Below are 26,983 nucleotides of genomic sequence, written 5' to 3' on the forward strand. Positions count from 1 at the left end.
TTCAGACCACGTGCGGTCGCAGGAGTGCGCCGCGCTCCGGTGCCGCGGTGTCCCCGAGCATCGCCAGCCAGTTACCGAGCAGGCGGTAGCCGCCCTCGGTGAGCACGCTCTCCGGGTGGAACTGCACGCCGTGAATCGGCGCGGTGCGATGACTGATCCCCATCACGACCCCGTCCTCCGCGCGGGCGGTGACGTGCAGCGTGGACGGCAGCGTCCGCTCGTCCACCGCCAGAGAATGGTATCGCCCGACCATCAGGTCACCGGGGAGGCCGTGGAAGAGCCCGCGTCGGTCATGGCGGATCATCGAGCATCGCCCGTGCATGGGTTCCGGCGCGGTGCGCACGATCGCGCGGAACGTCACCGCGATCGCCTGATGCCCCAGACACACGCCGAGGAGCGGAGTGCCGGACCGCTCCGCCGCGAGGACGAGGGCGACCGACGCGCCGGCCTCCTGCGGGGCCCCGGGGCCGGGCGAGAGCATCACGCCGTCCACGCCGGCAAGACTCTCCTCCGGGTCGGCGATCTCGTCGGATTCCACGACGCGCACGTGCGCGTCGAGCTCACGAAGATAGCCGACGAGGGTGTGGACGAAACTGTCGTGGTTGTCGACGACGAGGACGTGTCGTCCGCTACTCGACGGTGACATCCTGCGGCGAGATGAACGTGCTCGCCCACGGGAAGACGTACCAGAACAGGCCGTACAGGATCGCCGCGACCACGATCAGAACGATCAGCAGCCGCACGAACCACGGTCCGGGCAGCAGCCGCCAGAGTGCGCCGTACATCAGGCCCCCTTCGCCAGCACGGTGGACGCCGGAACCTTGCCGTCCGCTTCCCGCGGCGTGAATGATTCGAACACGCCGTAAGCGATGAGCCGCTCGCTGAACCCGTACCGGGGCGAGCACGTGGTCATCGTCAGGTACCGTCCGGAAACGCCGGCGGCGGCGTCCTGCGGCGTCGGGAGAAGGACGTCGACCGAGTCCGGGGTGACGTACTCCAGGCTGCGGAAACGGTAGGTGTACCAGCCGGCCTGGGTCTCGATCACGATCGCGTCGCCGGCGTGCAGCTGCGGGAGATTCTCGAACGGCGCGCCGTGGCTGCCGCGGTGGCCGGCGAGCGCGAAGTTGCCCTCTTGACCGGGCATGGCGTTATCGACGTAGTGACCGACCATCTCGCGGTCCAGGCTCTCGTACGTCGCCGTGCCCTCCGCGATCGGGAACTTGTCGATCCCCAGTCGCGGAATGATGATGTTCGCGATGTACTCGCCGCGTCCCGGCTCGACCATGGCGGGTGGGTCTGCGGTCAGCGTGTTGTACGGCGACTCGGGGCTGGATTTCGGCAGGTCCCCGTTCCGGGATGCCTCCTGGCTCCACTGCTGCGACTTCTCATTGCCGGCGGCCGAGGCCTGCGCGCCCATGATCCAGTCGCCGACCCACATCTGCCAGACGACGTACAGCAGGACGACCAGGCCGACGGTGATCAGCAGCTCGCCCAGAACTCCGGTGAACGTGACGCGCGAGCGCTGACGAGCACGGCGCGCGGAACGGCGGGAGACTGTGGCGGAGGTCACAAGGGGAGCCTATCCGCGCATGCTGAGAACGCGCCCCCGACCAGGGACGCGTTCAGGGTCGGTGCGCTCAGCGCCACCGCATCGTCATCAGGAAGCCGATGAACGCGATGCCGAAGCCGATGACGAGATTCCAGGCACCGATGCCCGGGATCGGCCACGCCTCAGAGCTCAGGTAGTAGGTGATGACCCACGCGAGTCCGATCAGCATGAATGCGACCATGACCGGCTTGAACCAGACGGGGTTCGGGCTCGGATCGAGATTCGCGGTCTCGCGCTCGTCCGACTTCTCAGGGCGTGCCATGTCAGCCATCCTACCGAGCCGACGCCGGATCGGCGATCCGAGATGCGCTACCCGGCCGCCGCTGGGGAATTACATGCGTGTAATCCATCCCCAGTTGTGCACAACTCTGTGGATAACTCTCCACATCTGTCCACAGGTCAGTTCAGGGCGAAGGGGTGCAGGACCGGGATGAGGAACGTGGCGAGAATCAGGACGACGACGAAGCCCGCGAGAAGTCCGATCTGCAGACCCCGCTTGCTGCGCTGCCGCGTCGCGGCGTAGATCGCACCCACCACGAGGCCACCGATGAGCCCACCGACGTGCGCCTGCCACGCGATGCTCAAGCCCGGGAAGAAGCCGATCACGAGGTTCAGGCCGACCACGATCAGGATGCCGCGGATGTCACCACCCAGGCGCCGCGTGATGACGATGATGGCACCGAGCGTTCCGAAGATGGCACCGGAGGCTCCGACCACGACTTGGTTCGGATCGATCAGCGCCGTGACGACGGATCCGGAAAGGCCCGCGATGAGGTAGAGCGTCAGGAACCGCCCGCGCCCCAGCATCGGCTCGAGGATTCGTCCGATCATCCACAGGCTCAGCATGTTCAGACCGAGGTGGATGATCCCGCCGTGCACCAGCAGAACGGTCAGCGCGCGCCAGGGTTCGAGGATCGAGGGCAGACCGGGGTCGATGCGCCAGCCCTGGAACGCGAGGAAACTCGTGATCGTGTCGCCGAACCCGCCCGGGATCATCTGCAGCAGTGAGATGACGACCGTGACCGCGATGATCGTGTACGTCACCGGTAGCCCGCGGAACCCGGACGCCGCGACGGCGTCCGGTCCACGAGTCCACCGACGCTCCGCCTTCTTCTGCGCGGGGGTGCGCGACTGCTTCTGCTCCTTCATGCACTCGGGGCACACGACGCCCACCGGACCCGGGGTCTGGCATTCGTGGCAGATCGTGCGCAGACACCGCTGGCACAGCACGAAGCTCACCCGGTCCGGGTGGCGGTAGCAGTAGTTGTCGCTGTTTCGCGAGAAGTCGGCGGAGCTCACGCGCGGCTCAGGCGGCGGCGATGTCGATCGACGAGATGACCACCGGCTCGACCGGGCGGTCGCCGGCACCGGTCCGGACGGCGCCGATCTCGTCCACCACGGCGCGGGATGCGTCGTCGGCGACCTCACCGAAGATGGTGTGCTTGCCGGTCAGCCACGGGGTCGGGTCCGTGGTGATGAAGAACTGGGAGCCGTTGGTTCCCTCCGGCTGCCCGGTGATGGCGTTGCGGCGCAGTCCGGCGTTGGCCATCGCGAGCAGGTACGGCTTGGAGAAGTCGAGCTCCGGGTGGATCTCATCGTTGAAGTTGTAGCCGGGGCCGCCGACGCCCTGACCGAGCGGGTCCCCGCCCTGGATCATGAAGTTCGGGATGATGCGGTGGAAGATGACGTCCTTGTAGAGCGGTCCGTCGCCCTTCGCGCCCGTTCGCGGGTCGGTCCACTCCCCCGATCCGTCGGAGAGGCCGATGAAGTTCTTGACGGTCTGCGGCGCCTGGTCGCCGAAGAGGTTGACGACGATGTCGCCGTGGTTGGTGTGGATGGTCGCGACTGCGGAGTGAAGAGGCATGTTCAGATTCTCGCAGAGTTCGCCGTGAAGGCGTCCCTCGCACCAACCGGACCAGGTTGTTTTCTGACGAGTTCTGGCAAGATGGTGCGTGTTCGCACGAGAGGGAGGCCACGGATGAACCTCAGCCGAAAGCGCCGTAAGGAACTGCACCAGCTGCAGAAGTCGGCCAACCAGCTCTGGCACGATCAGCAGCACCTGGCGGAGAACGCCGCCGTCATCGCCCGCGAAGCCGGGCGACAGATCGGGAACTTCAACCGCGAGACTCTGGTGCCGACCGTTCAGAACGCATACGAGTCGAACGTCGTCCCGGTCGTCGACCGCGGGGTGAAGGCGTCCAAGAAGTTCGTCGAGGGCACCGTGGTTCCGGCCGTCGGTGGCGTCGTCGGCACGGCGCTGTCCGCTTGGGACCACGCCACCGACACGCGCACGCGCCTGTCCGGCCCCGCAGGAAAGTACGTCCAGCACCTGGTCGAGGTCGCTGAGCCGAAGAAGAAGGGCATCGGCGCCGGCGGCGTCATCGCCATCATTCTCGGTGCGGCCGCCGCCATCGGCGTGCTCTACGCCGCGTGGCAGACGCTCCGCGCCGACGACGAGCTCTGGGTCGCGGATGACCCGCTGTCCGCGCCGGAGGCGTGAGCACCACCGACACTGATCGAGTCCGAGCGGCGGCTTCCGCCCTCGGACTCGATGTCGTCGTCCGGGAGCGCCCGGAGGCTCGCTCGCTGACGGAGGCGGCCGAGCTGCTCGGGCTCCGACCCGAGGACATCGTCAAGACGCTGGTCGTCAAGCGCAGCGATGACACTTTCCTGTTCGCCCTCATTCCAGGCGACAAGGCCATCTCCTGGCCGAAGCTCCGCGCCGTCGTCGGCGTCAACAAGCTGCAGATGCCGGCCCCGGACGTGGCCCTCGCCGCGACCGGGTACGACCGCGGCACCATCGTTCCACTCGGTTCCAGCACCGCCTGGCCGGTCTTCGCGGATGAATCGATCCTCGGACGCCGCATCGCGATGGGGGCCGGCGCCCACGGCTACAGTCTGTTCGTCGACGCGGACGCCCTGATCGCGGCGCTCGATGCCACGGTCGCCGACATCTCGGCGCCCGCCCCGCAGCGCTGACGCCGCCCGCCGCCGGTTCACCCTCCGAGTGGGTTCTCGCGTCGACGGCGACCGTACGGTAGGTTGTGAACTCTCTTGTGTTCTTGATGCGACCGCATCGTTCACGGAGACGCTCCCCGGCCGAGGGCTCGCACCACCCGTGCAGACCCGCAGAGCCCGGTATCACCGGCTCGGGCATTCTCAGGCGGGAGTCGTTCACACATCGGCCGGCCCGTGCGCCCCGATGTGCTCAGCCGTACACGCGGTCGGGCGGCGCTCGACCGTGCAGGATTCACCGTGCACTGTCGCGCGGTGAGAAAGGTCTCCACCATGACGACGTCCACCGGGACTTCCCTCCACCAGGCCGCTCTCGACTACCACGAGCAGCCACGCCCCGGAAAGCTCGCGGTCACGCTGACGAAGCCGGCGGACACGGCGCACGACCTCACTCTGGCGTACAGCCCGGGCGTCGCGGCACCCGTCCGCGAGATCGCAGCGGACGCCGAAACCGCGTACCGCTTCACGAACAAGGGCAACCTGGTCGCGGTGATCAGCAACGGCACCGCTATCCTCGGCCTCGGCGACCTCGGCGCGCTCGCCAGCAAGCCGGTGATGGAGGGCAAAGGACTGCTGTTCCGCCACTTCGCGGGTGTGGACGTGTTCGACATCGAAACCGACGTCACCGACGTGGACGCGTTCGTCGACGTGGTCGCCGCGATCGCCCCGACGTTCGGGGGGATCAACCTCGAGGACATCTCGGCCCCGGCCTGCTTCGAGATCGAGCGCAAGCTCATCGAGCGGTGTGACATCCCGATCTTCCACGATGACCAGCACGGCACCGCCGTGATCGCCACCGCCGCGCTTTTGAACGCGCTGGAGATCCAGGGCAAGGCGATCGAGGATGTCCGAATCGTCTGCGCGGGCGCCGGGGCAGCCGGTATCGCCACGTTGCTCATGCTCCGCACGGTGGGCGTCCGCGACGAGCAGATCACCCTCGTGGACAGCCGTGGTGTCGTCCACACCGACCGCGACGACCTGCCCGCGTACAAGCGGGACTTCGCCCGTGCGACCGAAGCGCGGACGCTGTCCGACGCGATGCACGACGCAGACGTCTTCCTCGGCGTCTCGGGCCCGGGCATCCTCACCGAGGACATGGTGCGCGCGATGGCCGAGCGGCCGATCATCTTCGCCATGGCCAACCCCGACCCGGAGATCCTGCCTGAGACGGCGCACGCGATCCGATCCGACCTCGTGATGGCCACCGGACGCAGCGACTTCCCGAACCAGGTCAACAACGTCCTCGGTTTCCCGTTCATCTTCCGCGGGGCACTGGACGTGCGTGCCACCGTCATCAACGACGAGATGAAGGCCGCCGCCGTCTACGCTCTGCGTGATCTCGCGCGAGCGAGCGTCCCGGCCAGCGTGACGGATGCGTACGAGGGTGTCGAGTTCGCGTTCGGACGTGATTACATCATCCCGAAGCCGGTGGACCCGCGCCTGCTCGGCACGGTGGCGGCCGCCGTCGCCCGCGCGGCCGTCGATTCCGGCGTCGCACGTCGTCCGTATCCGGAGCATTATCCGCTGCGGTCACTGGAGGACATCCGCTACTGAGCGGTCGGACCGGTCACCTTCGGGTGGCCGGTCGCGCTCACCGGTGCCCGGAAACGAGGAAACCCCCGGCCGAGGGCCGGGGGTTGTGACTGTGGAGCCTAGGAGATTCGAACTCCTGACATCCTGCTTGCAAAGCAGGCGCTCTACCAACTGAGCTAAGGCCCCGAGATTCAGGAGTGGGGGTACCAGGACTTGAACCTGGGACCTCTTCATTATCAGTGAAGCGCTCTAACCGCCTGAGCTATACCCCCGCTGCGGGCTATCACCCGTCAACCTTGTAGAGCTTACCCGACGGGACCGCGCAATGTGAAATTCGGCCTGCCTCACCATCGTTGCCGGGCGCGTCGTCCCACGCGAGACTGGCGCCATGACATTCACACCGCATGCGGGAGAGTCACACGGGATGGGCATCGGAGCGCGCCTGAACTGGCTACGGGCCGGCGTCCTGGGCGCGAATGACGGCATCGTCTCCATCGCCACGCTCGTCGTCGGCGTCGCCGGAGCGACCGCAAGCGTCGGTGCGCTGGCCACCGCGGGCGTCGCGGGTCTCGTCGGCGGAGCGATCTCGATGGCTCTCGGCGAGTACGTCTCCGTGTCCAGCCAGCGCGACAGCGAGAAAGCACTCATCGCGAAGGAGCGGCACGAACTGACCGAGATGCCGGAGGAGGAACTCGCTGAGCTCACTCAGCTGTACCGAGCGCGCGGGCTGAGCGCCGAGACGGCCTCGCGCGTCGCCGAAGAGCTCACCGCCCATGACGCTCTCGCCGCCCACCTCGAGGTGGAACTGCACATCGACCCGAACGACCTCGTCAATCCGTGGCACGCGGCGCTGTCGTCCGCGCTGTCGTTCACGATCGGTGCGCTCCTCCCGCTCCTCGCCATTCTGCTCACGCCGGCGGAGGTCCGAGTGCCGGTGACGTTCGCCGTCGTTCTCCTGGCGCTCGCCGTCACCGGGACGATCTCCGCGAAGGTCGGTTCCAGTCGCGTCGGTCGGGCCGTCACCCGCCTGATCGTCGGCGGTGGGCTCGCGCTCCTGGTGACGTGGCTGCTCGGGACACTGCTCGGTGCGACCGGCGTCTTCTGAGAACGACGAAGCCCCGGACCGATCGGTCCGGGGCTTCGACGATTGTCAGTTGGAGGTGAATCCGACCAGCAGACCGCCGGTGATCTTCACGGCCAGGTTGTAGATCGCCGCGGCGACCGCACCCAGGACCGTGCCGACGATGAGGTTCAGGATCGCGACCACAGCCGCGAACGCCATGACCTGAGGCAGCCCGATGATCTCCTCGAGGTTGACCTCGGGCGAGATCGCCTTCACGAGGTCGGACACCTGCCCGACCACACCGGTCGTCGAGACGACCATGTAGATCAGGAAGAACGACACCACGGTGACGATGGCCAGCGCCACCGCCGCCAGGAACGACAGCTTCAGTGCCGACCAGAAGTCGATGTAGACCAGCCGCAGCCGAACCTGCTTGGCGCTGCGCTTGCTGCTGGATTTCTTGGCGAGCTTGTCAGCTACCGTGCTCATCACTCCGTGGCCTCCCCGGTGTTCTCGGTCGAGCCTTCCGACTCATCGTTCTCGTCCCCGAGCCCACGCTCGGAATTGCGGGCGATCGCGAGGATCCTGTCATCCTTGCCCAATCGTGCGAAGACGACGCCCATGGTGTCGCGTCCCTTCGCCGGGACCTCAGCCACGGCAGAGCGTACCACCTTGCCGCTGGCAAGAACCACGAGAACCTCGTCGTCCTCGTCCACGATCAGGCCGCCCGCCAGGTCGCCACGGTCATCGCTCAACTTGGCCACCTTGATGCCGAGTCCGTTGCGGCCCTGGACGCGGTACTCGCTGACCTCGGTGCGCTTGGCGAAGCCGCCCTCGGTGACGACGAACACGAAGCTCCCCGGCGTCACGACCGACGCCGACAGCAGGCTGTCGTCGCCACGGAACTTCATGCCACCGACGCCTTCCGTGGTCCGACCCATCGGGCGGAGCGTCTCGTCGTTCGCCGTGAACCGAACGGACATGCCGTGCCGGCTGATCAGCATGATGTCGTCGTCGCTGTTCACCGCGAACGCCGACACGACCTCATCGCCCTCGCGCAGGCGGATGGCGATGACGCCGGCCTGGCGGTTGGTGTCGTAGTCGCTCAGCGCGGTCTTCTTGATCCGACCCTCGCGCGTGGCCAGGACCAGGTACTCGGCACCCGCGTAGTCGCGCAGGTCGAGGATCTGGGCGATCTGCTCGTCCGGCTGCAGCGCCAGCAGGTTGGCGACGTGGTTGCCCTTCGCGTCGCGGCCGGCCTCCGGGATCTCGTAGGTCTTGGTCCGGTAGACCCGACCCTTGTCGGTGAAGAACAGCAGCCAGTGGTGCGTCGTCGTCACGAAGAAGTGCTCCACGACATCGTCGGCGCGCAGCTGGGCGCCCTTGACGCCCTTGCCGCCGCGGTGCTGCTGACGGTAGTTGTCGCTGCGCGTGCGCTTGACGTATCCGCCGCGGGTGACGGTGACGACCATCTCCTCCTCGGGGATGAGGTCCTCGATGCTCATGTCGCCGTCGTAGCCGGGCAGGATGTGCGTGCGACGCTCGTCACCGAACTTGTCGACGATGCCGGTGAGCTCCTCGGAAACGATCGCGCGCTGCCGTTCGGGCTTGGCGATGATGTCCTTGTAGTCCGCGATCCGGATCTCGAGCTCGGCCGCCTCGTCAACGATCTTCTGGCGCTCCATGGCGGCCAAGCGTCGCAGCTGCAACGCGAGGATGGCGTCGGCCTGGTCCCAGTCGATGTCGAGGAGGTTCTGCAGACCCTCGTTCGCCTCCGCAGTGGTGGCGGATCGACGGATCAGGGCGATCACCTCATCGAGCGCGTCGAGCGCCTTGAGGTAGCCCTCGAGGATGTGCATGCGCTCTTCGGCCTTGCGCAGACGGAAGATCGTGCGCCGGACGATGACCTCGATCTGATGCGCGACCCAGAGCGAGATGAACGCGTCCAGCGGCAGCGTGCGCGGCACGCCGTCCACGATCGCGAGCATGTTCGCGCCGAAGTTCTCCTGCAGCGAGGTGTGCTTGTAGAGGTTGTTCAGCACGACCTTCGCGACGGCGTCGCGCTTGAGCACGACGACGAGGCGCTGACCGGTACGGTCACTGGACTCGTCGCGGATGTCCGCGATGCCGGTGATCTTGCCCTCGCGGGTGAGGTCGCCGATCTTGACGGCGAGGTTGTCCGGGTTCACCTGGTACGGCAGCTCGGTGATGACCAGGCACGTGCGACCTTGGATCTCCTCGATGTCGACGACGGCGCGCATCGTGATCGAGCCGCGGCCGGTGCGGTACGCCTCGCGAATGCCCTTGGTACCGAGGATCTGCGCGCCGGTCGGGAAGTCCGGACCGGGGATGCGCTGCATGAGCGCCTCGAGAAGCTCCTCGCGGGACGCGTCGGGGTGCTCCAGCGCCCACAGCGCGCCGGCCGAGACCTCGCGCAGGTTGTGCGGCGGGATGTTCGTCGCCATGCCGACGGCGATGCCGACCGAACCGTTGACCAGCAGGTTCGGGAACCGCGCCGGCAGGACCGTGGGCTCCTGGGTCTGTCCGTCGTAGTTGTCCTGGAAGTCGACGGTGCCCTCTTCGATGTCCCGCACCATCTCCAGGGCGAGCGGGGCCATCTTGGTCTCGGTGTACCGCGGGGCGGCGGCACCCATGTTGCCGGGCGAACCGAAGTTGCCCTGACCGAGCGCCAACGGGTAACGCAGCGACCACGGCTGCACGAGGCGAACGAGGGTGTCGTAGATCGCCGAGTCACCGTGCGGGTGGTACTGACCCATCACCTCGCCGACGACGCGCGCGCACTTCGAGAACGACTTGTCCGGGCGGTAGCCGCCGTCGTACATGCCGTAGATCACCCGGCGGTGCACCGGCTTCAGTCCATCGCGGACGTCCGGGAGCGCGCGGCCGATGATGACCGCCATCGCGTAGTCGAGGTAGCTGCGCTGCATCTCCAGCTGCAGATCGACCTGGTCGATCTTGCCGTGCTCGTGCGCGTCCGAGATATCCTGCACACCCTCGTTGGTGGTGATCTCTTCGCCGTTGTCGTCAGTCATGTTCGCTTCTCAGTCTTCGATTCGTGTCGGTTCCGTGGATCAGATGTCCAGGAACCGGACGTCCTTGGCGTTGCGCTGGATGAAGTCGCGGCGGGACTCGACGTCCTCGCCCATCAGGACCGAGAAGATCTCGTCCGCGGCGGCCGCGTCGTCGATGGTCACCTGACGCAGGGTGCGCGTCGTGTGGTCCATCGTGGTCTCCCACAGCTCCTTCGGGTTCATCTCGCCGAGACCCTTGTAGCGCTGGATGCCGGCGTCCTTCGGGAGCTTGCGACCGGCGGCCTGTCCGGCGGCCAGGCGCGCGTCGCGCTCCTCGTCGCTGAAGACGTACTCGTGCTCGCCCTGGGTCCACTTGAGGCGATACAGCGGGGGCATGGCGAGGTAGACGAATCCGGCCTCGATGAGCCCGCGCATGAATCGGAACAGCATGGTCAGCAGCAGCGTGGTGATGTGCTGGCCGTCGACGTCCGCGTCGGCCATCAGCACGATCTTGTGGTACCGCGCCTTGTCGATGTTGAAGTCCTCGCCGATGCCCGTGCCGAAGGCCTGGATCATCGCCTGGACTTCCTTGTTGGCCAGAGCCTTGTCCAGGCGCGCGCGCTCGACGTTGAGGATCTTCCCGCGCAGGGACAGGATCGCCTGGGTGTGCGGGTCACGTCCCTGCACTGCGGAACCACCGGCGGAGTCACCCTCCACCAGGAAGATCTCCGAGATGGACGGGTCCTTGCTGGTGCAGTCCTTGAGCTTGTCCGGCATCGCTGCGGACTCGAACACGCTCTTGCGACGCGCGGTCTCGCGCGCCTTTCGCGCCGCCATGCGGGCGGTCGCGGCGTCAATCGCCTTGCGGATGACGTTCTTGGCCTGCACGGGGTTGCGCTCGAACCAGTCCCCCAGCTCCTCACCGACGATGCGCTGCACAAACGCCTTCGCCTCAGTGTTGCCGAGCTTGGTCTTGGTCTGGCCTTCGAACTGCGGCTCGGAGAGCTTGACCGAGACGACGGCCGTCAGACCTTCACGGATGTCCTCACCGGTGAGGTTGTCGTCCTTCTCCTTGAGGAGGTTGTTGGCCCGGGCGTAGCGGTTGACCAGCGTGGTCAGCGCGGCGCGGAAACCCTCTTCGTGCGTCCCGCCCTCGTGGGTGTTGATCACGTTGGCGTAGGTGAAGACGTTCTCCGTGTAGGAGTTGGTCCACTGCATGGCGACCTCGAGCGAGATCTTGCGGACGCTGTCCTCGGATTCGAAGTCGATGATCTCGTCGTTGACGACCTCGGCCTTGCGGACGCGGTTCAGGTACTCGACGTAGTCGACGAGACCGCGCTCGTAGTAGAACTCGTCGGAGCGCTGCACCATCTCGGTGCTGCCGTCCTCCTTGGTGTGCTCCATCACGGCGGACGCGCGCTCATCCCGCAGCGCGATGCGCAGGCCCTTATTCAGGAAGGCCATCTGCTGGAAGCGCGTGCGGAGCGTGTCGTAGTCGAACTCGACCGTCTCGGTGAAGATCGTCGGGTCCGGCCAGAAGGTGATGTCCGTGCCGGTGCGGTCGGTGCTCTCCCCCGGCGTCAGCGAGCCCTGCGGCTCACCGCCGTCAGCGAAGGTCTGGCTCCAGACGCGCCCCTTCTGGCTGACGTTCACTTCGAAGCGCGTGGACAGCGCGTTCACGACGGACGAACCGACGCCGTGCAGACCACCGGAGACCGCGTACGCCCCGCCACCGAACTTGCCGCCGGCGTGCAGGATCGTGAGAACGACCTCGACGGTCGACTTCGTCGGGTCGGACGAGTGCGGGTCCACCGGAATGCCTCGACCGTCGTCGACGACCCGGACACCGCCATCGGCGAGGATCGTCACATCGATGCGGCTGGCGTAGCCGGCCAGCGCCTCATCGACGGAGTTGTCGACAATCTCCTGCACGAGGTGGTGCAGACCGCGCGGACCGGTGGAACCGATGTACATGCCGGGGCGTTTGCGGACGGCTTCCAGACCCTCGAGGATCTGGATGTCATCAGCGCCGTAGTGACTCTCCGGGGTACCGCTGTTCCCCTGGTCGTCGGTGCTCTTCGTGGGCCCGTTGTCAGGGGTGTTCGACGTCATCGCTCAGCGTGCTCCAGATCTTCCAAAGGCAACCTCCACCCTATCAAACAACGGTGGAGGAAACGCCGTGAACGGCCCTGTGCGACGCTGAAACAGCTCGACAGGTTCTCGGAGATGTCTCACCCGTAGGTATCGCGCGGGCCCCGCCCTGGAGCCGTTCTGGGGCCCCATTTCCAGGAGGGGACGTCCGGCCCCACAAAACGCACCGCGTCCACGCCCGCCTGCGGGTGACGTGTGGCGATCTGGGTCATGATCTGCGCGCGCATGAACTGCAGCTGCTTGGTCCAGGCCGTCGAATCGCACCGGATCGTGAGCGTGCCGTCCACCAATGAGACCGGCGTGGTGTGCGCCGCGGTCTCCGGGCCGGCCACCTCCGCCCACTGCAGGAGGAGGTCCTCCTGCGCGAGCTGCGAATCCCAGCCCGCCTGCTTGGTCACCTCGGCGAGGGCGTCGCCGAGCCCGCGGGGGTCACGACCGGATGTGAACGGTGCGTTCTCATCGTCATCGGTTCGACGGGTGCGCCGGCGCCGCTGCGGAGCCTTCAATCCACGCAAGCGCAGATAGGTCGCGAGAGACTCCGGGATCTCGTCACTCATCAACGCCCACGATCGTGCCGTGCTCCACGCGTACCGTCCGCGCTCGCAGCGCGGCGGGCACATCCTCCTCGACCGCCGACGTGACGATGACCTGCTCGTAGTCGGCGGCGATCGCGGACAGACGCGCCCGTCGATCCGCGTCCAGTTCTGCGAAGACGTCGTCGAGGATGAGGACGGGATCGCCCACCCCGGTCTCCTCGCGCAGCAGTTCCGCAGAACTCAACCGCAGCGCCAACGCGACCGACCAGGACTCCCCGTGCGAGGCGTATCCCTTCACCGGCAGTCCCCGCACCCGCAGAAGCAGGTCATCGCGATGCGGTCCGACGAGAGTCAGTCCCCGGTCCAGTTCGGCGGATCGCCGGTTCGCCAAAGCGGTCCGGAAGAGATCCGCGGTGGAGAGGTCTCCGGTGTCCGCGCGGTCGTCTTCGCCGTCCTCCGGGTCGACACCGTGCACGGACAGCGCCCAGGCCAGTTCCGGGGCGTGGTCCGCGCCCGCGATCGCGGCGTACGCGGTGGAGAGCGGCGCCGCCAACTCCGCGGCGAGAGCCACCCGTGCGTCGATCAGCTGCGAACCGAGGCCGACCAGCTTTTCGTCCCACACCTCCAGTGTGGACAACCCTTCCCTGCGGATGCCGCGTGCGCGCGCGGATTTCAGCAGTGCGTTGCGCTGGCGCAGAACGCGGTCGTAGTCAGCGATGACCGACGCCAGGCGCGGGCGCCGCTGCACCAGCAGCTGATCGACGAACCGGCGACGCGAGGACGGATCCCCTCGGACGATCTGCAGGTCTTCCGGGGCGAACAGGACCACGTGGGCGTATCGCGGCAGCTCCGCCGGCTTCACCGGGGATCCGTTGATGCGCGCCTTGTTCGAACCCTGCTTGTTCAGCTGCAACTCAAGCTGGACTCGACGGTCCCCGTGAGCGAGGCGTGCGCGGACGAACGCCGCATCCTCCCCCTCGCGGACCATCGGCGCGTCCGTTGACACCCGGTGTGATCCGAGCGTCGCGAGGTACGCGATCGACTCGGCCAGATTCGTCTTGCCCTGACCGTTACGGCCGACGAAGACGTTCGGTCCGGGCCCGAGCGGCACATCCGCCGCGGCGTAGTTGCGGAAATCCGTGAGGCTGAGGTGCTCGACGAACATCCTCACTCCCCCACGATGCACGCACGCGTGCCGCGGCGTGAGCCCTCGTCCGTCACGCCGCCGAAACCATCTCGACGCGCCGACATCCGGTCAGCGCAGCAGCAGGTTGGGCTGCAGCAGGTACTTGAAGTTGTCGCCGGCGCCATCGACCGAGGTCTGAGCCGTGACGAGGATCGGGCTCAGCTTGTTCGCGTTGTCCGTCGACGTGAACGTGATGCGCGCGAACTCGCTGCGCACTGCGCCGAGCGCCTCCAGGAGGTACTGGGGGTTCAGGCCGATCGTGACGTCGTCCCCACCGGTCAGCGTGGCGTCGACGGACTCCGAGGCGCGCGCCTGCTCGTTGCCCGACGCGTCCATCGTGACGGCTTCGCCGGTGAACGTGAAGCGCAGGGGTGCCGAGCGGTCAAGCACCAGGGCCACACGGCGCACGGCTTCGGCCAGATCCGCCGTGTTGACCACGGCGTAGTGCTCCGTCTGCTCCGGGAACAGCCGCCGCACGGGCGGGAAGTTGCCCTTGATCAGCAGCGAGGTGACGGTCTTGTTGCCGGCGGTGAAGGCGATGATCTCGCGGTCCGAGGATCCGGAGAAGGCCACGGAGATGTTCTCGTCGTGAGCGAAGGTCTTGCCGACCTCCTGCAGGGTGCGAGCAGGGACCAGCGCGCTGGTGTCCGTCGCCTCCCCGTCCCAGTTGATGTCGCGCAGCGCGACGCGGTAGCGGTCGGTGGCCACGAGGCTCAGCTCCGTGCCGGACACCTCGAGCAGCACGCCGGTCAGCACGGGAGTCACATCATCGCGCGATGCGGCGAAGGCGACCTGGGCGATGGCCGTCGCGAACTCATCCGCCGGCACGAGCCCCGACTGCCCCGTCACCTCCGGGATTGCGGGATATTCCGCTACCGGCATGGATGCGAGGGTGAAGCGTGCCGATCCGCACGTCAGGACGATCGCGCCGTCATCCTCGACGGCGATCTGGATCGGAGCGTTCGGCAGGCGGCTGGCGATGTCGGACAGCAGACGCCCGTGCACCAGAATCGTGCCGGGCTCGTCGACGGTCGCTTCGATCGTGGTGCGGGCCGACGCCTCGTAATCGAAGGCGGACAGGGACAGACCTGCGTCGCCGGCTTCGATGAGCACGCCGGCCAGGATCGGCTGGGGGTTCCGCTGCGGCAGCAGCTTGACGACGAATGAAACCGCGTCGCTGAAGACATCGCGATTGACGTGGAACTTCACGGCCGCTCCCTTTGGATTCGTGCCCGAGACCGTCGAACCTGGCCCGGACTGACCATCGTAGTGCCCACGTCCGTCCTGTCCATGTCTGAGTCCCGCCGAGGTCGCTCAAACGGGCTCTCATCCAGAAGGTGATGGATTGGCCCATTTCAGAGAGAGATCTGGTTAACGGTGTTAACGCCTGTGGAGACTGTGGATAACCCTGTGGAACCCAAGGGGCGCAAGGGAACTACAGGTGTGTGACTTGTGGAGACCCTTGGGATTACGCGGAAGAACGGGGTGAGTCGAAATTCGGTTAACCGCGGAGTTGTCCACAGCCGGATCGATTTCCCTCACATCCATCCACGCTCTGAGTGGCGTTATCCACAACTTATCCACATGGGGATTGTGGCGCGATCCTGCGGCGTGTCGGAGCGTTCGCGAGAACGCGCTGAGGCGCCGAACGGCGGGTCCGAGGGGATTTTCGAGGTCGCTGACGGCACGGTCGTGGAGCGGGACGCAGTGCCGTCCCGGGAGCTTCGACCGCGGGGCGCGGGGCTGTTAACAACCCTGCGGGTCGCGTGTTAACCGCGTGGAGGTCGTCGGTTCAGCGCCGACCGAGCTGAGTCGTGATCTCGGTGACCTGGTTGTAGATCGAGCGACGCTCCTTCATGAGGTCGCTGATCTTCTTGTACGCGTACATGACCGTCGTGTGGTCGCGGCCGCCGAACAGCTGCCCGATCTTCGGCAAGGACAGGTTCGTCCGCTCACGGCACAGGTACATCGCGATCTGACGGGCCGTGGCGATCGCCTGCGACCGGCTGGAACCGTAGAAGTCGTCGACCGTGAGGTTGAAGTACTGCGCGGTGGCGTTGATGATGTCCGTCGGCGACACCGCGTTCGTGTCGGACTGGTCGATGATGTCGCGCAGGACGGTCTGGGCGAGGGTGATGTCGAGGTTCGAGCGGTTGAGGCTGGCGAACGCGGAGACGCGGATGAGGGCGCCCTCGAGCTCACGGATGTTCGCGGAGACGACCGTCGCGATGTACTCCATCACCTCGTCCGGGATGAGCAATCGCTCGCTCTGGGCCTTCTTGCGCAGGATCGCGATGCGCGTCTCCAGGTCCGGCGCCTGCACGTCGGTGATCAGGCCCCATTCGAACCGGCTGCGCATGCGGTCCTCGAACCCGGTGAGCAGCTTCGGCGCGACGTCGGAGGTGATGACGACCTGCTTGTCGTGATCGTGCAGGGTGTTGAACGTGTGGAAGAAGGCTTCCTGGGTCTCTGCCCTGCCCTGGAGGAACTGGATGTCATCGATGAGCAGGATGTCGACGTCACGGTACCGAGCCTGGAACGCGGCACCGCGGTTGTTGGCGATCGAGTTGATGAAGTCGTTCGTGAACTCTTCGCTGGATACGTAACGGACGCGAACTCCCGCGTACATGCTGATCGCGTAGTCGCCGATGGCGTGCAGGAGGTGGGTCTTGCCGAGGCCGGAGTCGCCGTAGATGAACAGCGGGTTGTACGCCTTGGCGGGCGCCTCGGCGACCGCGACCGCGGCGGCGTGCGCGAAACGGTTGGACTGGCCGATCACGAAGTTGTCGAACGTGTACTTGGGGTTCAGCCGAGTGTCGCTGCGCGACGTGAACGACGGTGCCGGACCAGCTGTCGTCGTGGGTTCCACGACCGTTCGTTCCGGCTCGGGTGCGCTGATCGTGACCGGCACGGGGAAGGTCTCGAGGTCGGGATTCACCACGATGCGGAACGAATTCGCCTGCTGATCCTCCGGCAACTCCGCGCCGGCACCGGCGAGAGATTCCAGGATCGACGTTCGCACCCGTTTGATCTGCGCGGCGGTGAGGTCGTTGGGCACGTCGAGGAAGAGAACACCGTTCATCACGCCCTGCGCGATGGCGAGGTTCAGAAAGCCCTGAACCTGCGGCGAGACGTTCTGATCCGTCTCGAGGCGTTCCAGGACGGCCCTCCAGACGGGTACATCCGGCAGTTCGGCCTGTGACATGGGGTCCCCTCGGTACGACGAAAGAAGCGAGCTCAGCCGCCTCGGATCGGGAAACCCGTGGTTGTGGATAACTCGCGTATCAGACACGCTAGACGAGTGCGCGATTAACGCGCAAACCCCACTGTGGACACGGCGGGCGCGTCGCGGCACGGTCTGAGCATCGCCTGGGGATAATGTTCCGTTCGGCACTCTCGGTTTGCGTTGACCCACCCCGGGGTCGTAGCCTAAATCGGTTGACTTGTGCCTGTTCCGGCGCAAGCCCCTGTCCGCACGTCTCCGGCCGCAGCGATCCCGGTGACAGCATTTCCGGAGTACATCATGACTAAGCGCACTTTCCAGCCGAACAACCGCCGTCGCGCCAAGAAGCACGGCTTCCGCGCCCGCATGCGCACCCGCGCCGGCCGCGCCATTCTTTCGGCTCGCCGCGGCAAGGGCCGCACCGAGCTCTCGGCGTAACACCCGCGGTGCTCGCGCGTCCGCATCGACTCACCCGCGGTGGCGACTACAAGTCCGTCGTCCGCGGGGGAGGTCGATGCGCGGGCGGGTCGATCGTGACCTACGTCGTTCACTCCGGTGAGCACCGTGAGGCGCGCTTCGGCTTCATCGTGAGCAAGCAGGTGGGCGGCGCGGTGGTTCGTAATACCGTGCGGCGCCGACTGAAGGCCATCTGCGCGGAGGCGCTGCCCTCTGTGCGCTCGGGCGCGGATATCGTCATCCGCGCCCTTCCGTCGTCTGCGACCGCCGAGTTCGCCGACCTGCGGTCGCAGGTCGTCCGGTGTCTGGAGAAGCGCGCATCATGAGCACCACGCTCCCCGCCGCATCGGTCGGGACGGCGCATCTGCGATCGCACCAGATTCCGGCGTCTCTGCCGCTGTGGCCGCGCAATGTCGCGATCGGCCTCCTCACCGCATATCGGGCGGTGATCTCGCCCCTGTACGGTGATGTCTGTCGGTACTACCCGTCGTGCTCCGCCTACGGTGTGGGCGCGGTACAGCAGCACGGTGCCGTGAAAGGCTCGGCTCTTGCGCTGGCACGGATCCTCCGTTGCCACCCGTGGGCGGCCGGCGGTGTGGATGATGTCCCGCCGCACAAGAACTTCCGGTACGCATTGACCCCCCGCGGGTTCGTCGTACCGTCCCCCTCAGAAAGGACGGATTCGTGACGAGTCTGCTGATCGCCGCGACCACCTCGCCCTCGCCGACGTCGTCTTCGTCGGGCGGGTTCGATCTCTTGAGCACCATCCTGTGGCCGCTGAAGTGGCTCGTCGAGATGATCCTCGTGGCCTGGCACTGGTTGCTCACGGCCGTCGGGCTCGATCCCGCGTCGGGTCTGACCTGGGTGCTCTCCATCATCGGCCTGGTCGTCGTGGTCCGCGCCGCGATGATCCCGCTCATGGTCAAGCAGATCAAGAGCCAGCGGCGCATGATGGAGATCGCGCCGCAGATGAAGAAGATCCAGGACAAGTACCGGGGCAAGCGCGATCAGCTCTCTCGTGAGGCGATGAGCCGCGAGACGATGGCCCTGTACAAGAAGAACGGCACTTCGCCCGTATCGGGCTGTCTGCCGATCCTCGTGCAGATGCCCGTGTTCTTCTCCCTCTTCTCGGTGCTTCGCGACGTGAAGGCTCACGCCGAGAGCGGTGTCGGTGGTGTCGGTCTGCTCAACGCGCATCTGACCGCCGAGTTCTACGACGCCAAGCTCTTCGGTGTCGCCTCCCTGCACGATGACCTGGTCACGGCGTGGACGCAGCACACCGACGGTTGGCAGACCACGGTGACGATCCTCGTGATCCTCGTCGTCCTCATGATCTCGTCGCAGTTCTTCACCCAGTTGCAGATCATCTCGAAGAACCTGTCGCCCGAGGCCAAGACCGGCCAGGCGTATCAGATGCAGAAGATCATGCTCTACATTCTGCCGTTCGCCTTCGTCTTCTCCGGCGTTTTCTTCCCGCTCGGTGTCGTCATCTACTGGTTCGTGTCGAACCTGTGGACGATGGGTCAGCAGTTCGTCGTCATCCGTGAGATGCCCACGCCCGGTTCCGAGGCCGCGAAGGCCCGTGAGGAGCGTCTCGCGCGAAAGGGCAAGGCGATCGATTCCAAGGGCAAGGTCGTGCCGATGGCCGTCTACCGCGCGGAGCAGGACCGCCTCCTCGATGAGGCGCAGAAGAAGAAGGCCGCCGCACCCAAGCGCGAGCAGCCGATGGGCAAGTCGCGCGCGAAGAAGCAGTCCCAAAAGGGAAGCCCGAATCCGGGAACCGCCAACGGATCCGACAAGGACAACGCATGACTGGCACCACGCACGACGAGCGCATCCCGGTGACCGTGGCGGAACTCGAGCAGGAGGGTGACGTCGCTGCCGACTACATCGAGGGTCTGCTGGACATCGCCGACATCGAGGGGGACCTCGAGCTGGACGTCCGCCAGGGACGTGCGTACGTGTCCGTCGAGTCCTCGGACCCGTCGCTGCGCGTGCTGTCCGACCCGGACACGGTTCAGGCACTGCAGGAGCTGACGCGCCTGGCGGTGCAGAATCGCACGGGTCGATTCTCTCGCCTGATCCTCGACGTCGGTGGCTCGCGGGACACGCGTCAGCAGGAGCTCTCGCAGCTGGTGGACCGCGCGGTGGCGCGGCTCGACGAGGGCGCTACGCAGGCGTCTCTGCCATCGATGTCGTCCTACGAGCGCAAGCTGGTCCACGATATCGTCGCCGAGCGTGGGCTCGTGTCGGAGTCGTACGGTGACGGTGCGGACCGTCACACCGTGATCCGTCGCGCCTGAGATGAGCGAGCTCGAGATCGAGCCGGCGGCCGCCGCCACGCTGTTCGGTGACGCTCTGGGAACCGCGCGGGCGTTCACGACGGCCCTTGCCGAGCAGGGTGAAGAGCGTGGGCTGATCGGCCCGCTGGAGCTTCCGCGGTTGTGGACGCGGCACGTCCTCAACAGCGCGATCGCGGCTCCGCTGTTCACGTCCGGTTCTCGCGTGGGCGACGTGGGGTCCGGATCAGGCCTTCCCGGACTTGTCCTCGCGATCGCGCGTCCCGACGTCGACTGGGTTCTCATCGAGCCGATGGAGCGTCGCATCGCCTGGCTGACGGAGCAGCGGGATGCTCTCCGGCTGGAGAACGTCACGATCCTGCGCGCTCGTGCCGAAGAGTGGTCCGAGGGTCCCGTGCTTGATGCCGTGACGGCGCGAGCGGTCAGTGCGCTGCGCACGCTCATCCCGATCACCGCTCCGATGGTCCGCGAGGGCGGCGAGCTCATTCTGCTGAAGGGCATGTCCGCGCCGAACGAGATCACGGCCGCCGAGAAGGCGATCCGGAAGTACCGGCTCAGGGACGTACGGGTCGAGGTGCTCGGCGAAGGCCTTCTGGCGGAGTCGACGCGGGTCATTCGAGCCAAGGTGCGTTAAAACTAAGTCTGACCTGGGGTTTATCTGGTCGGCGCTCTTGTATTTGTCGGCACAACGGGTGTTGCGGACGGACGTCCATGCGCACCGACGCGACTTCAGAGCAGGAGGCGTGTCCGCTGAACGATGGCGTTCCCTCGATCGGCAGCGGACGTGCTGGCGGGCCACGCTTGCTGACTTTCGATCGTTCATGGAATCGGTGTCCCCCGCGATCCGGGAAGTTGCCGTCCGCCGCCGAGAGATTGATCGTGAGACGGACGAGGTCACGCGAATAGGCTTCGCCGCGCGGGTGCGCCGCCCGGACGTGGTGCGAATCGACGCTCCCGCTGACGCAGCGCTCAGACTGCTTCGGTGGATCTGGCCGGCGGCGTCCTGGGCCCAGTAGGCCAGTCGAATGCGGTGGGGCGTCACTGTGTCGGCGGGTGCGGGTTCGTTCCACTGAAGGCGGTGAGATTGATCATTGCGGTCTCGGGTATGTCGCGGAGCTCGTCATGAACAGGCCGGGATGAATACGCCGCCTGTGTTTCACGTGGAACAGTGTCGTGCGTGCTATTGCGGGTCCCGTCGGCTCTGCGCGATCAAGAGTCCTTCGGTGGGACGCTCCTTCGTCCCATTTCGGGTGAGTCGACGCCTGGTGTCAGTTCCAGCGACCGTTTCCGGTGGATGTTTCACGTGAAACCTGTTTCTGAGAACAAATTCGTCTTCGGCGGCGTCCCGCAAGGACTGGTCTGCAGGCGAGGCGAGGCGCTGTGGTGCACACGGAGACGATTTCTCGAAGGTCATCCAATGTGAACTGGCTAGAACCGTATTCACGACGGCGTGTCCAGGCGGAGTGCCCTGTTTTGGACGCCTCAGAAACGCGTGAGATTGGTGCCACCTGCGAGCGGTGCATGCCGCCGCTGTCGCGGGTCGGCGGTGCCGGTTGAGTTGTTTCACGTGAAACGTGATGATTGTCGCGGACCTTGGCGCATGTAGACCGGGTTGTGAGCCCCTCCGCACGGATTGGTGCGCATTATCGCTTGCGGAATAGTCGGCTCGCCGGCCGCCCATACAAGGTGGCGGAGGTCTGTCCGGCTCGACTTGTGTCTGCGACGTGTGTGCGGCGTGATCTGAGAGCGTAGGGCGGGATGGACGCTCTTGTTTCACGTGAAACAGAATGATGCCAGCTGAGAGTATCGGAGGAGACGGTCCGGCAATCAAGCGCCGGTTCGGGTTGCCCTAACGAGCAGCCGCTGCGATCTGTGTTCGTTGAACGAGGAGCGAGCAAGGTGAACCGCCGGATCGCCGTGTTGTGGGTACCGCCATGTTTCACGTGAAACAGATCCGAATGCCCAGGAGGCGGTCCGACGTGAGTGAGTGGAGTAGGCGAGACTGCTAGAGATGTGACCGTATTGACTTGCTGTCAACAAGTTGCGCCACGCGATGGGCTGTCAGCCGACGGGACGACATGCAGGCATTCATCCAACACGTCACGGTAATGTGCTGCGGGGTTCGGCCGCCGCTCGAGGGGGGTCGGCTTGGGTCGGTTGTTTCACGTGAAACAACCACCCGTGTCGTGGCGGCGTGCACCAGCGGGGCGCGCCCGATGACGTTCGCCGCCAACAGCCGCGCGCGGCGGGACAGAATTTGTGGCCACCCTTTGCGGCTTCCGCGATCATGGCGTGCCGCCTGCCGGTGGCAGTGAGGGCGACTGGTGGCGCAGCGAGCGGGATTGTTTCACGTGAAACAGGCCGTCGACGGGGATGTGTCGCGCCTCGGCGTCGGCGCCGGATGCCCGCCCTGTTTGTCCGTGCCCGCGAGGGAGCGGGTGGGTGGGAGGCGTTCGCGGAGAGCCGGAATGACACTCTCCCGGCGACCGAAGTCATCCACAGGCAGCCTGTGGATGACTGGTGGGGAGAATTGTCCTGTGCACACCAAAAACCACGGAATAACGCGGAAGTCGCGGTGTCTGGAGACGCTGGCGAGCCTGTGGATAGCGACGCGCCCGGGCTCCGGCGGACGACCGACTCGGTGGATCGAATCTGGTGTCGGACACCCCGAAGGCGTCGGGAATCGCCTAGAGTAGAGGGGTCCGTCCCGCGCATCCAAGGAGTGTGTTTCACGTGAAACAGTCCCCGATGACCGGAAGTCCGGATGCATTCGGGGAAGACACCCCACTGGCGCGGGAATTGGCTGATCTGAGTTCCCGCCGCCGCTCGCTGGAGGCAGCTGACGTTTCCTTCTCCGGTGAGACGCGCATCCTGACGGTCTCGAATCAGAAGGGCGGCGTGGGCAAGACCACGACCGCTGTCAACGTCGCGGCGGCGATCGCCGCGGTGGGCGGGCGTGTGCTCGTCGTCGACCTCGACCCGCAGGGCAACGCGTCCACCGCGCTGGGTATCCCGCACAGCTCCGACGTGAAGTCCATCTATGACGTTCTGATCAATGAGTATCCGATCGAGAAGGTCGTGCAGCAGAGCGCTGAGTCGCCGAATCTGCTCTGCGTGCCGAGCACGATCCACCTCGCCGGTGCCGAGATCGAGCTCGTCTCACAGGTCGCGCGCGAGCACCGCCTGCGCACTGCGTTGAACGCCTATCTGGAACGCGCTGAGGCGCCCGTGGACTTCGTGATCATTGACTGCCCACCATCGCTGGGCCTCCTGACGATCAACGCCTTCACGGCTGCGTCTGAGGTCTTCATCCCCATCCAGTGCGAGTACTACGCGCTGGAGGGGCTGAGCCAGCTGCTCGGGAGCGTGCAGATGATCCAGAAGCATCTGAATCCGCAACTGCACGTTTCCACGATCCTGCTCACGATGTTCGATGGACGGACGCGTCTCGCGCAGCAGGTTGCCGAGGAGGTGCGCACGCACTTCGCGGGCCAGGTGCTCAACACCGTGATTCCGCGGTCCGTCCGCGTCTCGGAAGCCCCCAGTTTCGGACAGACGGTGGTCGAGTACGACCCCCAGTCAGCCGGAGCGATCGCATACCGCGAAGCAGCGGTCGAAATCATCAACCGCTCGGAGCGGTCGAACGAGGAAGGAACGCGCTGATGGCGAAGCGTACGGGACTGGGACGTGGGATCGGGGCCCTGATCCCCACGGTGGAGCCCTCGGCGTCTCGCCCAGTGGACGTGTTCTTCCCGGACACGAGCAAGGACAAGGCGAAGTCCGAGTCGGACGTGGCCGGCACCGCGGAGAAGAAGCCGGCGGCGCGCGCCAAGTCCGCGGCATCGCGCAAGGAGAGTTCCGCGGAGGAGCTGGTCTCCGTTCCCGGGCTCACGCTCATCCAGGTCGATCCGAAGAAGGTCGTCCCCAATCCGCGCCAGCCGCGCAGCGTCTTCGACGAAGAAGAGCTCGGCGAGCTCGTTCATTCGGTCCGCGAGTTCGGTGTTCTTCAGCCGGTCGTCGTACGGACCGCGAAGAACGGCACATACGAACTGATCATGGGGGAGCGGCGCACGCGTGCCGCTCGTGAGGCCGGTCTGGACACCATTCCGGCGATCGTCCGTGAGACGGACGATGAGAACCTGCTGCGGGACGCGTTGCTCGAGAACCTGCACCGGTCTGAGCTCAATCCGCTGGAAGAGGCGTCCGCTTACCAGCAGCTTCTCGATGACTTCGGGATCACGCACGAAGAGCTCGCTACGCGCATCGGTCGCTCGCGGCCTCAGGTGAGCAACACTCTGCGCCTGCTGAAACTGCCCGTGACGGTGCAGCAGCGCGTCGCGGCGGGTGTCCTTTCGGCCGGGCATGCGCGCGCGATCTTGTCGCTCGGGACGCCGGAGGCGATGTCGCGCCTGGCTGACAAGATCATCAACGAGGATCTGTCGGTCCGCGCGGCCGAGGCGGCCGCGAAGACCATCGACGGTTCCACGTCCCGTGCACCCCAGGCCCACCCGGGTGCGCGCCGGGCTTACCTCGACGATGTGGCCTCACGCCTGGGGGACCGCCTGAACACCCGGGTCAAGGTGAACCTCGGCGCAAGAAAAGGCCAGGTCAGCATTGAATTCGCCAGCATCCAGGACTTGAATCGCATTCTGTCCGAGATCGGTGAGTCAGAGTTCGGCTCCCATTGACGGCCGCGCGGGGGCGGGCAAGCGTGCGCGTAACCTGGAACCGTGACCACCACGGATGATTCTCCGCGTCGACGCGCCAGCCTCGAGCTGCTGCGCGCCGAGGCGCTGGACGAGCTCAGCGTGCTGATCACGGAGCGCATTCGGGCCGGCGAGGATCCGTGGGAGTTCATGGAGGAACTGCCGACGGTCGATGAGCTCGTGATCCTGCTGCTGCGGGCGGAGAACATCGCGGCGAACAACGGCGAACGACCAACGGCCGCCCGCAATTATCGGGTGCTGCGCCAGATCGCCCTGGACTACCCGCCGCTCACCTCGGCGGTGTGGAAGCTTCTGGACGAGAGCACGACCTACCGTCGCTGGGACCCATCGGTCCGCAGCTGAAGTCATCGGGTCGACGGGCAGGAGCATGTCATGGACATCACGACGCCGAGGCGCTCGATCGTCAGCGACTACGGAAGTCATGACGCGACGGTGAGCGCGATCGCGCGCACGACGACGACCGCTCACGTGCACGCCATCCACATCACGACCGGAGGAGAGCTCGGTGAGCACGTCGCGCCGACGGATCAGATCCTCGTCGCTCTCGTCGGGCGCGCACACGTCAGCACGAACGGCGACAGCGCCGTCCTGAACGCTGGGGAACGGATCCGGTGGAGTGCCGGGGACGAGCACCGGACACGGGCGCTGGAGGACTTCCACGGCGTGATCATCGAGAGCGCCGGGATCGCCTGACGGCGGAATCGACGAAGGCCCCGGAGCGAACGCTCCGGGGCCTTCGAACACGGTGAGGTCAGCCGATGTACGCGGCGAGATCTGCCTCGAGCGCGTGCTTCGGCTTGGCGCCGATGATGCTGGTCTCCACCGCGCCGTTCACGAAGACCTTCATCGCCGGAATCGACGTGATCTGGTACTTCATCGCCAGATCGGGGTTCTCGTCAACGTTGAGCTTGACGATCGTGAGCTTGCCCTGGTGCTCGGCCGCGATCTGGTCAAGGATCGGGGAGACCGCGCGGCAGGGGCCGCACCACGCCGCCCAGAAGTCCACCAGAACGGGGCCGTCCGCCTGCAGGACGTCCTGGTCCCACGTCTGCGAGCTGGTCGCCTGTGCAGTCATTCGGATACTCCTTCTACGAGTTCGAGCGAAGTGCTCGGGGATGTCAACCGCGAATAGATCGTTGTTATTCCGCGGCGCCGACGAGGTCCGCGGCACCGGCGGCCTTCGCCGCGAGGTAGTGCTCGGCGTCGAGGGCCGCCACGGTGCCGGATGCGGCAGCGGTGACGGCCTGACGGTAGAACGGGTCGACGACGTCACCCGCGGCGAAGACGCCCGGGATCGACGTGCGCGAGGAGCGGCCGTCGACGGCGATGGTGCCTTCGTCGGTCAGGGCCAGCTTGGAGTGAACCAGGTGCGTGCGCGGGTCGTTGCCGATCGCGACGAAAAGGCCCTGGATGTCGAGCTCACGCAGCGTGCCGTCCGTGGTGTCGCGCAGGGTGACGCCGGTGACTTCGCCGTCACCGTGGATGTCGGCGACCTCGGCGTTCCAGATGAACTCGATCTTCGGATTCTCCTGGGCGCGCTCCTGCATGATCTTGGAGGCACGCAGGCTGTCCCGACGGACGATCACGTGGACCTTGTCCGCGAAGCGGGTGAGGAAGGTCGCCTCCTCCATCGCGGAGTCACCACCACCGACGACGGCGATCGTGCGCTCCCGGAAGAAGAAGCCGTCGCACGTGGCGCACCAGGACACGCCGTAGCCGCTGAGGCGGTCCTCCGCCTCGAGCCCGAGACGGCGGTAGGCGGAGCCGGTCGCGTAGATGATCGTCTCGGCCTCGTGCTCGGTGCCGTCGCCGAGCACGACCTTCTTGACCGGGCCGTCCAGCTGCAGGTCCTCGACGTCGTCGTAGACGACCTCAGCACCGAAGCGCTCGGCCTGCTTCTGCATCAGGTCCATGAGGTCCGGACCCATGATGCCCTCGGGGAAGCCGGGGAAGTTCTCGACCTCGGTGGTCTTCATCAGTTCACCACCGGCCTCGACGGCGCTTGCGATGACGAGCGGGGCGAGCCCGGCGCGAGCCGTGTAGATGGCGGCCGTGTAGCCGGCGGGGCCCGAGCCGATGATGATGACCTGACGCACGTTTCCTCCTGGGATCTGATGTCTCAACACATGGTAATCCGGCGGCATTCCCGTCC

General features: G+C 66.2%; 29 protein-coding genes and 2 tRNA genes. 14 read left to right on the top strand and 17 right to left on the bottom strand.

The features are described 5' to 3' along the window. Position 1: 1 nt before the first annotated feature. The 6 genes from BN1193_RS15985 to BN1193_RS16005 all read right to left on the bottom strand — a co-directional run bounded on the left by BN1193_RS15985 (position 2) and on the right by BN1193_RS16005 (position 3,473). Entirely contained in the window at positions 2 to 646 is a 645-nt protein-coding gene (locus tag BN1193_RS15985) for an anthranilate synthase component II (protein WP_040167934.1), read from the bottom strand. Further along, the gene (locus tag BN1193_RS18200) at positions 630 to 785 is read right to left on the bottom strand and encodes a hypothetical protein (RefSeq protein WP_040167935.1); all 156 of its coding nucleotides are present in this window, start codon (positions 783 to 785) and stop codon (positions 630 to 632) included. The genes BN1193_RS15985 and BN1193_RS18200 overlap by 17 nt, the downstream gene beginning before the upstream one ends. Further along, positions 785 to 1,570, bottom strand: a complete 786-nt coding sequence (locus tag BN1193_RS15990) for a class E sortase (protein ID WP_040167936.1) — start codon at positions 1,568 to 1,570, stop codon at positions 785 to 787. The genes BN1193_RS18200 and BN1193_RS15990 overlap by 1 nt, the downstream gene beginning before the upstream one ends. 67 nt (positions 1,571 to 1,637) lie before the next feature. After that, the gene (locus BN1193_RS15995; protein WP_040167937.1) at positions 1,638 to 1,871 is read right to left on the bottom strand and encodes a cell division protein CrgA; all 234 of its coding nucleotides are present in this window, start codon (positions 1,869 to 1,871) and stop codon (positions 1,638 to 1,640) included. Positions 1,872 to 2,008: 137 nt separating this feature from the next. Beyond that, the gene (locus BN1193_RS16000; protein ID WP_040167939.1) at positions 2,009 to 2,908 is read right to left on the bottom strand and encodes a rhomboid family intramembrane serine protease; all 900 of its coding nucleotides are present in this window, start codon (positions 2,906 to 2,908) and stop codon (positions 2,009 to 2,011) included. Between the two features lie 7 nt (positions 2,909 to 2,915). Then, positions 2,916 to 3,473, bottom strand: coding sequence for a peptidylprolyl isomerase (locus BN1193_RS16005; RefSeq protein ID WP_040167941.1), 558 nt, complete (start codon positions 3,471 to 3,473; stop codon positions 2,916 to 2,918). Positions 3,474 to 3,587: 114 nt separating this feature from the next. On the opposite strand from BN1193_RS16005, the gene BN1193_RS16010 reads away from it, so the two are divergent. The 3 genes from BN1193_RS16010 (at position 3,588) to BN1193_RS16020 (ending at position 6,178) form a co-directional block, all read left to right on the top strand. Further along, a complete protein-coding gene (locus BN1193_RS16010) occupies positions 3,588 to 4,109 on the top strand; it encodes a hypothetical protein (protein WP_040167942.1) in 522 nt (173 codons plus the stop codon). Beyond that, on the top strand, positions 4,106 to 4,588 hold the full coding sequence (locus tag BN1193_RS16015; protein WP_040167944.1) for an aminoacyl-tRNA deacylase: 483 nt from the start codon (positions 4,106 to 4,108) through the stop codon (positions 4,586 to 4,588). Before BN1193_RS16010 ends, BN1193_RS16015 begins: the two co-directional genes overlap by 4 nt. A 309-nt stretch (positions 4,589 to 4,897) precedes the next feature. Beyond that, the gene (locus BN1193_RS16020) at positions 4,898 to 6,178 is read left to right on the top strand and encodes a malic enzyme-like NAD(P)-binding protein (RefSeq protein ID WP_040167946.1); all 1,281 of its coding nucleotides are present in this window, start codon (positions 4,898 to 4,900) and stop codon (positions 6,176 to 6,178) included. Positions 6,179 to 6,270: 92 nt separating this feature from the next. On the opposite strand, the gene BN1193_RS16025 is transcribed toward BN1193_RS16020, so the two are convergent. Both BN1193_RS16025 and BN1193_RS16030 read right to left on the bottom strand, forming a co-directional pair. Then, positions 6,271 to 6,343, bottom strand: a tRNA-Ala gene (locus BN1193_RS16025). A gap of 12 nt (positions 6,344 to 6,355) precedes the next feature. Continuing rightward, positions 6,356 to 6,429, bottom strand: a tRNA-Ile gene (locus tag BN1193_RS16030). Positions 6,430 to 6,545: 116 nt separating this feature from the next. On the opposite strand from BN1193_RS16030, the gene BN1193_RS16035 reads away from it, so the two are divergent. Next, positions 6,546 to 7,262 (top strand): VIT1/CCC1 transporter family protein, encoded by a 717-nt coding sequence (locus BN1193_RS16035; protein WP_040167947.1) that lies wholly within the window; start codon positions 6,546 to 6,548, stop codon positions 7,260 to 7,262. Between the two features lie 45 nt (positions 7,263 to 7,307). Here the strand turns inward: BN1193_RS16035 and BN1193_RS16040 are convergent, their stop codons facing one another. From BN1193_RS16040 to dnaA, 7 genes are all read right to left on the bottom strand, one after another. After that, entirely contained in the window at positions 7,308 to 7,709 is a 402-nt protein-coding gene (locus BN1193_RS16040; protein ID WP_040167951.1) for a DUF3566 domain-containing protein, read from the bottom strand. Next, positions 7,709 to 10,273: a DNA gyrase subunit A gene (gene gyrA / locus BN1193_RS16045; protein WP_040167953.1), complete on the bottom strand. Its 2,565-nt coding sequence runs from the start codon at positions 10,271 to 10,273 to the stop codon at positions 7,709 to 7,711. Before gyrA ends, BN1193_RS16040 begins: the two co-directional genes overlap by 1 nt. Positions 10,274 to 10,312: 39 nt before the next feature. Beyond that, the gene (gyrB, locus tag BN1193_RS16050; RefSeq protein ID WP_040167955.1) at positions 10,313 to 12,364 is read right to left on the bottom strand and encodes a DNA topoisomerase (ATP-hydrolyzing) subunit B; all 2,052 of its coding nucleotides are present in this window, start codon (positions 12,362 to 12,364) and stop codon (positions 10,313 to 10,315) included. Between the two features lie 119 nt (positions 12,365 to 12,483). Then, positions 12,484 to 12,960: a DUF721 domain-containing protein gene (locus BN1193_RS16055; protein ID WP_040167956.1), complete on the bottom strand. Its 477-nt coding sequence runs from the start codon at positions 12,958 to 12,960 to the stop codon at positions 12,484 to 12,486. Continuing rightward, positions 12,953 to 14,104: a DNA replication/repair protein RecF gene (gene recF, locus BN1193_RS16060; RefSeq protein WP_040167957.1), complete on the bottom strand. Its 1,152-nt coding sequence runs from the start codon at positions 14,102 to 14,104 to the stop codon at positions 12,953 to 12,955. Before recF ends, BN1193_RS16055 begins: the two co-directional genes overlap by 8 nt. A gap of 90 nt (positions 14,105 to 14,194) precedes the next feature. Then, positions 14,195 to 15,334 carry a DNA polymerase III subunit beta gene (gene dnaN, locus BN1193_RS16065; protein WP_040167958.1) on the bottom strand — a complete coding sequence of 380 codons (1,140 nt, stop codon included), beginning with the start codon at positions 15,332 to 15,334 and terminating at the stop codon, positions 14,195 to 14,197. Between the two features lie 583 nt (positions 15,335 to 15,917). Then, positions 15,918 to 17,330, bottom strand: a complete 1,413-nt coding sequence (gene dnaA, locus BN1193_RS16070) for a chromosomal replication initiator protein DnaA (protein ID WP_040167959.1) — start codon at positions 17,328 to 17,330, stop codon at positions 15,918 to 15,920. Positions 17,331 to 17,648: 318 nt separating this feature from the next. On the opposite strand from dnaA, the gene rpmH reads away from it, so the two are divergent. From rpmH to BN1193_RS16120, 10 genes are all read left to right on the top strand, one after another. Next, positions 17,649 to 17,786, top strand: a complete 138-nt coding sequence (gene rpmH / locus BN1193_RS16075; protein ID WP_056123502.1) for a 50S ribosomal protein L34 — start codon at positions 17,649 to 17,651, stop codon at positions 17,784 to 17,786. Positions 17,787 to 17,794: 8 nt separating this feature from the next. Beyond that, positions 17,795 to 18,130 carry a ribonuclease P protein component gene (rnpA, locus tag BN1193_RS16080; protein WP_040167961.1) on the top strand — a complete coding sequence of 112 codons (336 nt, stop codon included), beginning with the start codon at positions 17,795 to 17,797 and terminating at the stop codon, positions 18,128 to 18,130. Continuing rightward, positions 18,127 to 18,492, top strand: coding sequence for a membrane protein insertion efficiency factor YidD (gene yidD, locus BN1193_RS16085; protein WP_052460877.1), 366 nt, complete (start codon positions 18,127 to 18,129; stop codon positions 18,490 to 18,492). The genes rnpA and yidD overlap by 4 nt, the downstream gene beginning before the upstream one ends. Positions 18,493 to 18,497: 5 nt before the next feature. Further along, positions 18,498 to 19,616: a membrane protein insertase YidC gene (gene yidC, locus BN1193_RS16090; RefSeq protein ID WP_268259563.1), complete on the top strand. Its 1,119-nt coding sequence runs from the start codon at positions 18,498 to 18,500 to the stop codon at positions 19,614 to 19,616. Next, the gene (locus tag BN1193_RS16095; RefSeq protein WP_040167965.1) at positions 19,613 to 20,107 is read left to right on the top strand and encodes a Jag family protein; all 495 of its coding nucleotides are present in this window, start codon (positions 19,613 to 19,615) and stop codon (positions 20,105 to 20,107) included. Before yidC ends, BN1193_RS16095 begins: the two co-directional genes overlap by 4 nt. A 1-nt stretch (position 20,108) precedes the next feature. Then, complete coding sequence (rsmG, locus tag BN1193_RS16100; RefSeq protein WP_040167967.1) at positions 20,109 to 20,738, top strand: 16S rRNA (guanine(527)-N(7))-methyltransferase RsmG; 630 nt, start codon at positions 20,109 to 20,111, stop codon at positions 20,736 to 20,738. A gap of 2,114 nt (positions 20,739 to 22,852) precedes the next feature. Further along, on the top strand, positions 22,853 to 23,767 hold the full coding sequence (locus tag BN1193_RS16105) for a ParA family protein (protein ID WP_040167969.1): 915 nt from the start codon (positions 22,853 to 22,855) through the stop codon (positions 23,765 to 23,767). Continuing rightward, positions 23,767 to 24,792 (top strand): ParB/RepB/Spo0J family partition protein, encoded by a 1,026-nt coding sequence (locus BN1193_RS16110; protein ID WP_040167971.1) that lies wholly within the window; start codon positions 23,767 to 23,769, stop codon positions 24,790 to 24,792. The genes BN1193_RS16105 and BN1193_RS16110 overlap by 1 nt, the downstream gene beginning before the upstream one ends. A 42-nt stretch (positions 24,793 to 24,834) precedes the next feature. Beyond that, positions 24,835 to 25,173, top strand: a complete 339-nt coding sequence (locus tag BN1193_RS16115; RefSeq protein WP_040167973.1) for a hypothetical protein — start codon at positions 24,835 to 24,837, stop codon at positions 25,171 to 25,173. Positions 25,174 to 25,203: 30 nt separating this feature from the next. Further along, entirely contained in the window at positions 25,204 to 25,524 is a 321-nt protein-coding gene (locus tag BN1193_RS16120; protein ID WP_040167975.1) for a cupin domain-containing protein, read from the top strand. Between the two features lie 58 nt (positions 25,525 to 25,582). Here the strand turns inward: BN1193_RS16120 and trxA are convergent, their stop codons facing one another. Beyond that, a complete protein-coding gene (gene trxA, locus BN1193_RS16125; RefSeq protein ID WP_040167976.1) occupies positions 25,583 to 25,906 on the bottom strand; it encodes a thioredoxin in 324 nt (107 codons plus the stop codon). A gap of 64 nt (positions 25,907 to 25,970) precedes the next feature. Further along, entirely contained in the window at positions 25,971 to 26,927 is a 957-nt protein-coding gene (gene trxB, locus BN1193_RS16130) for a thioredoxin-disulfide reductase (protein ID WP_040167977.1), read from the bottom strand. Between the last annotated feature and the right edge of the window lie 56 nt (positions 26,928 to 26,983).

Source organism: Microbacterium gorillae (assembly GCF_000826185.2).
Classification (GTDB): domain Bacteria; phylum Actinomycetota; class Actinomycetes; order Actinomycetales; family Microbacteriaceae; genus Microbacterium; species Microbacterium gorillae.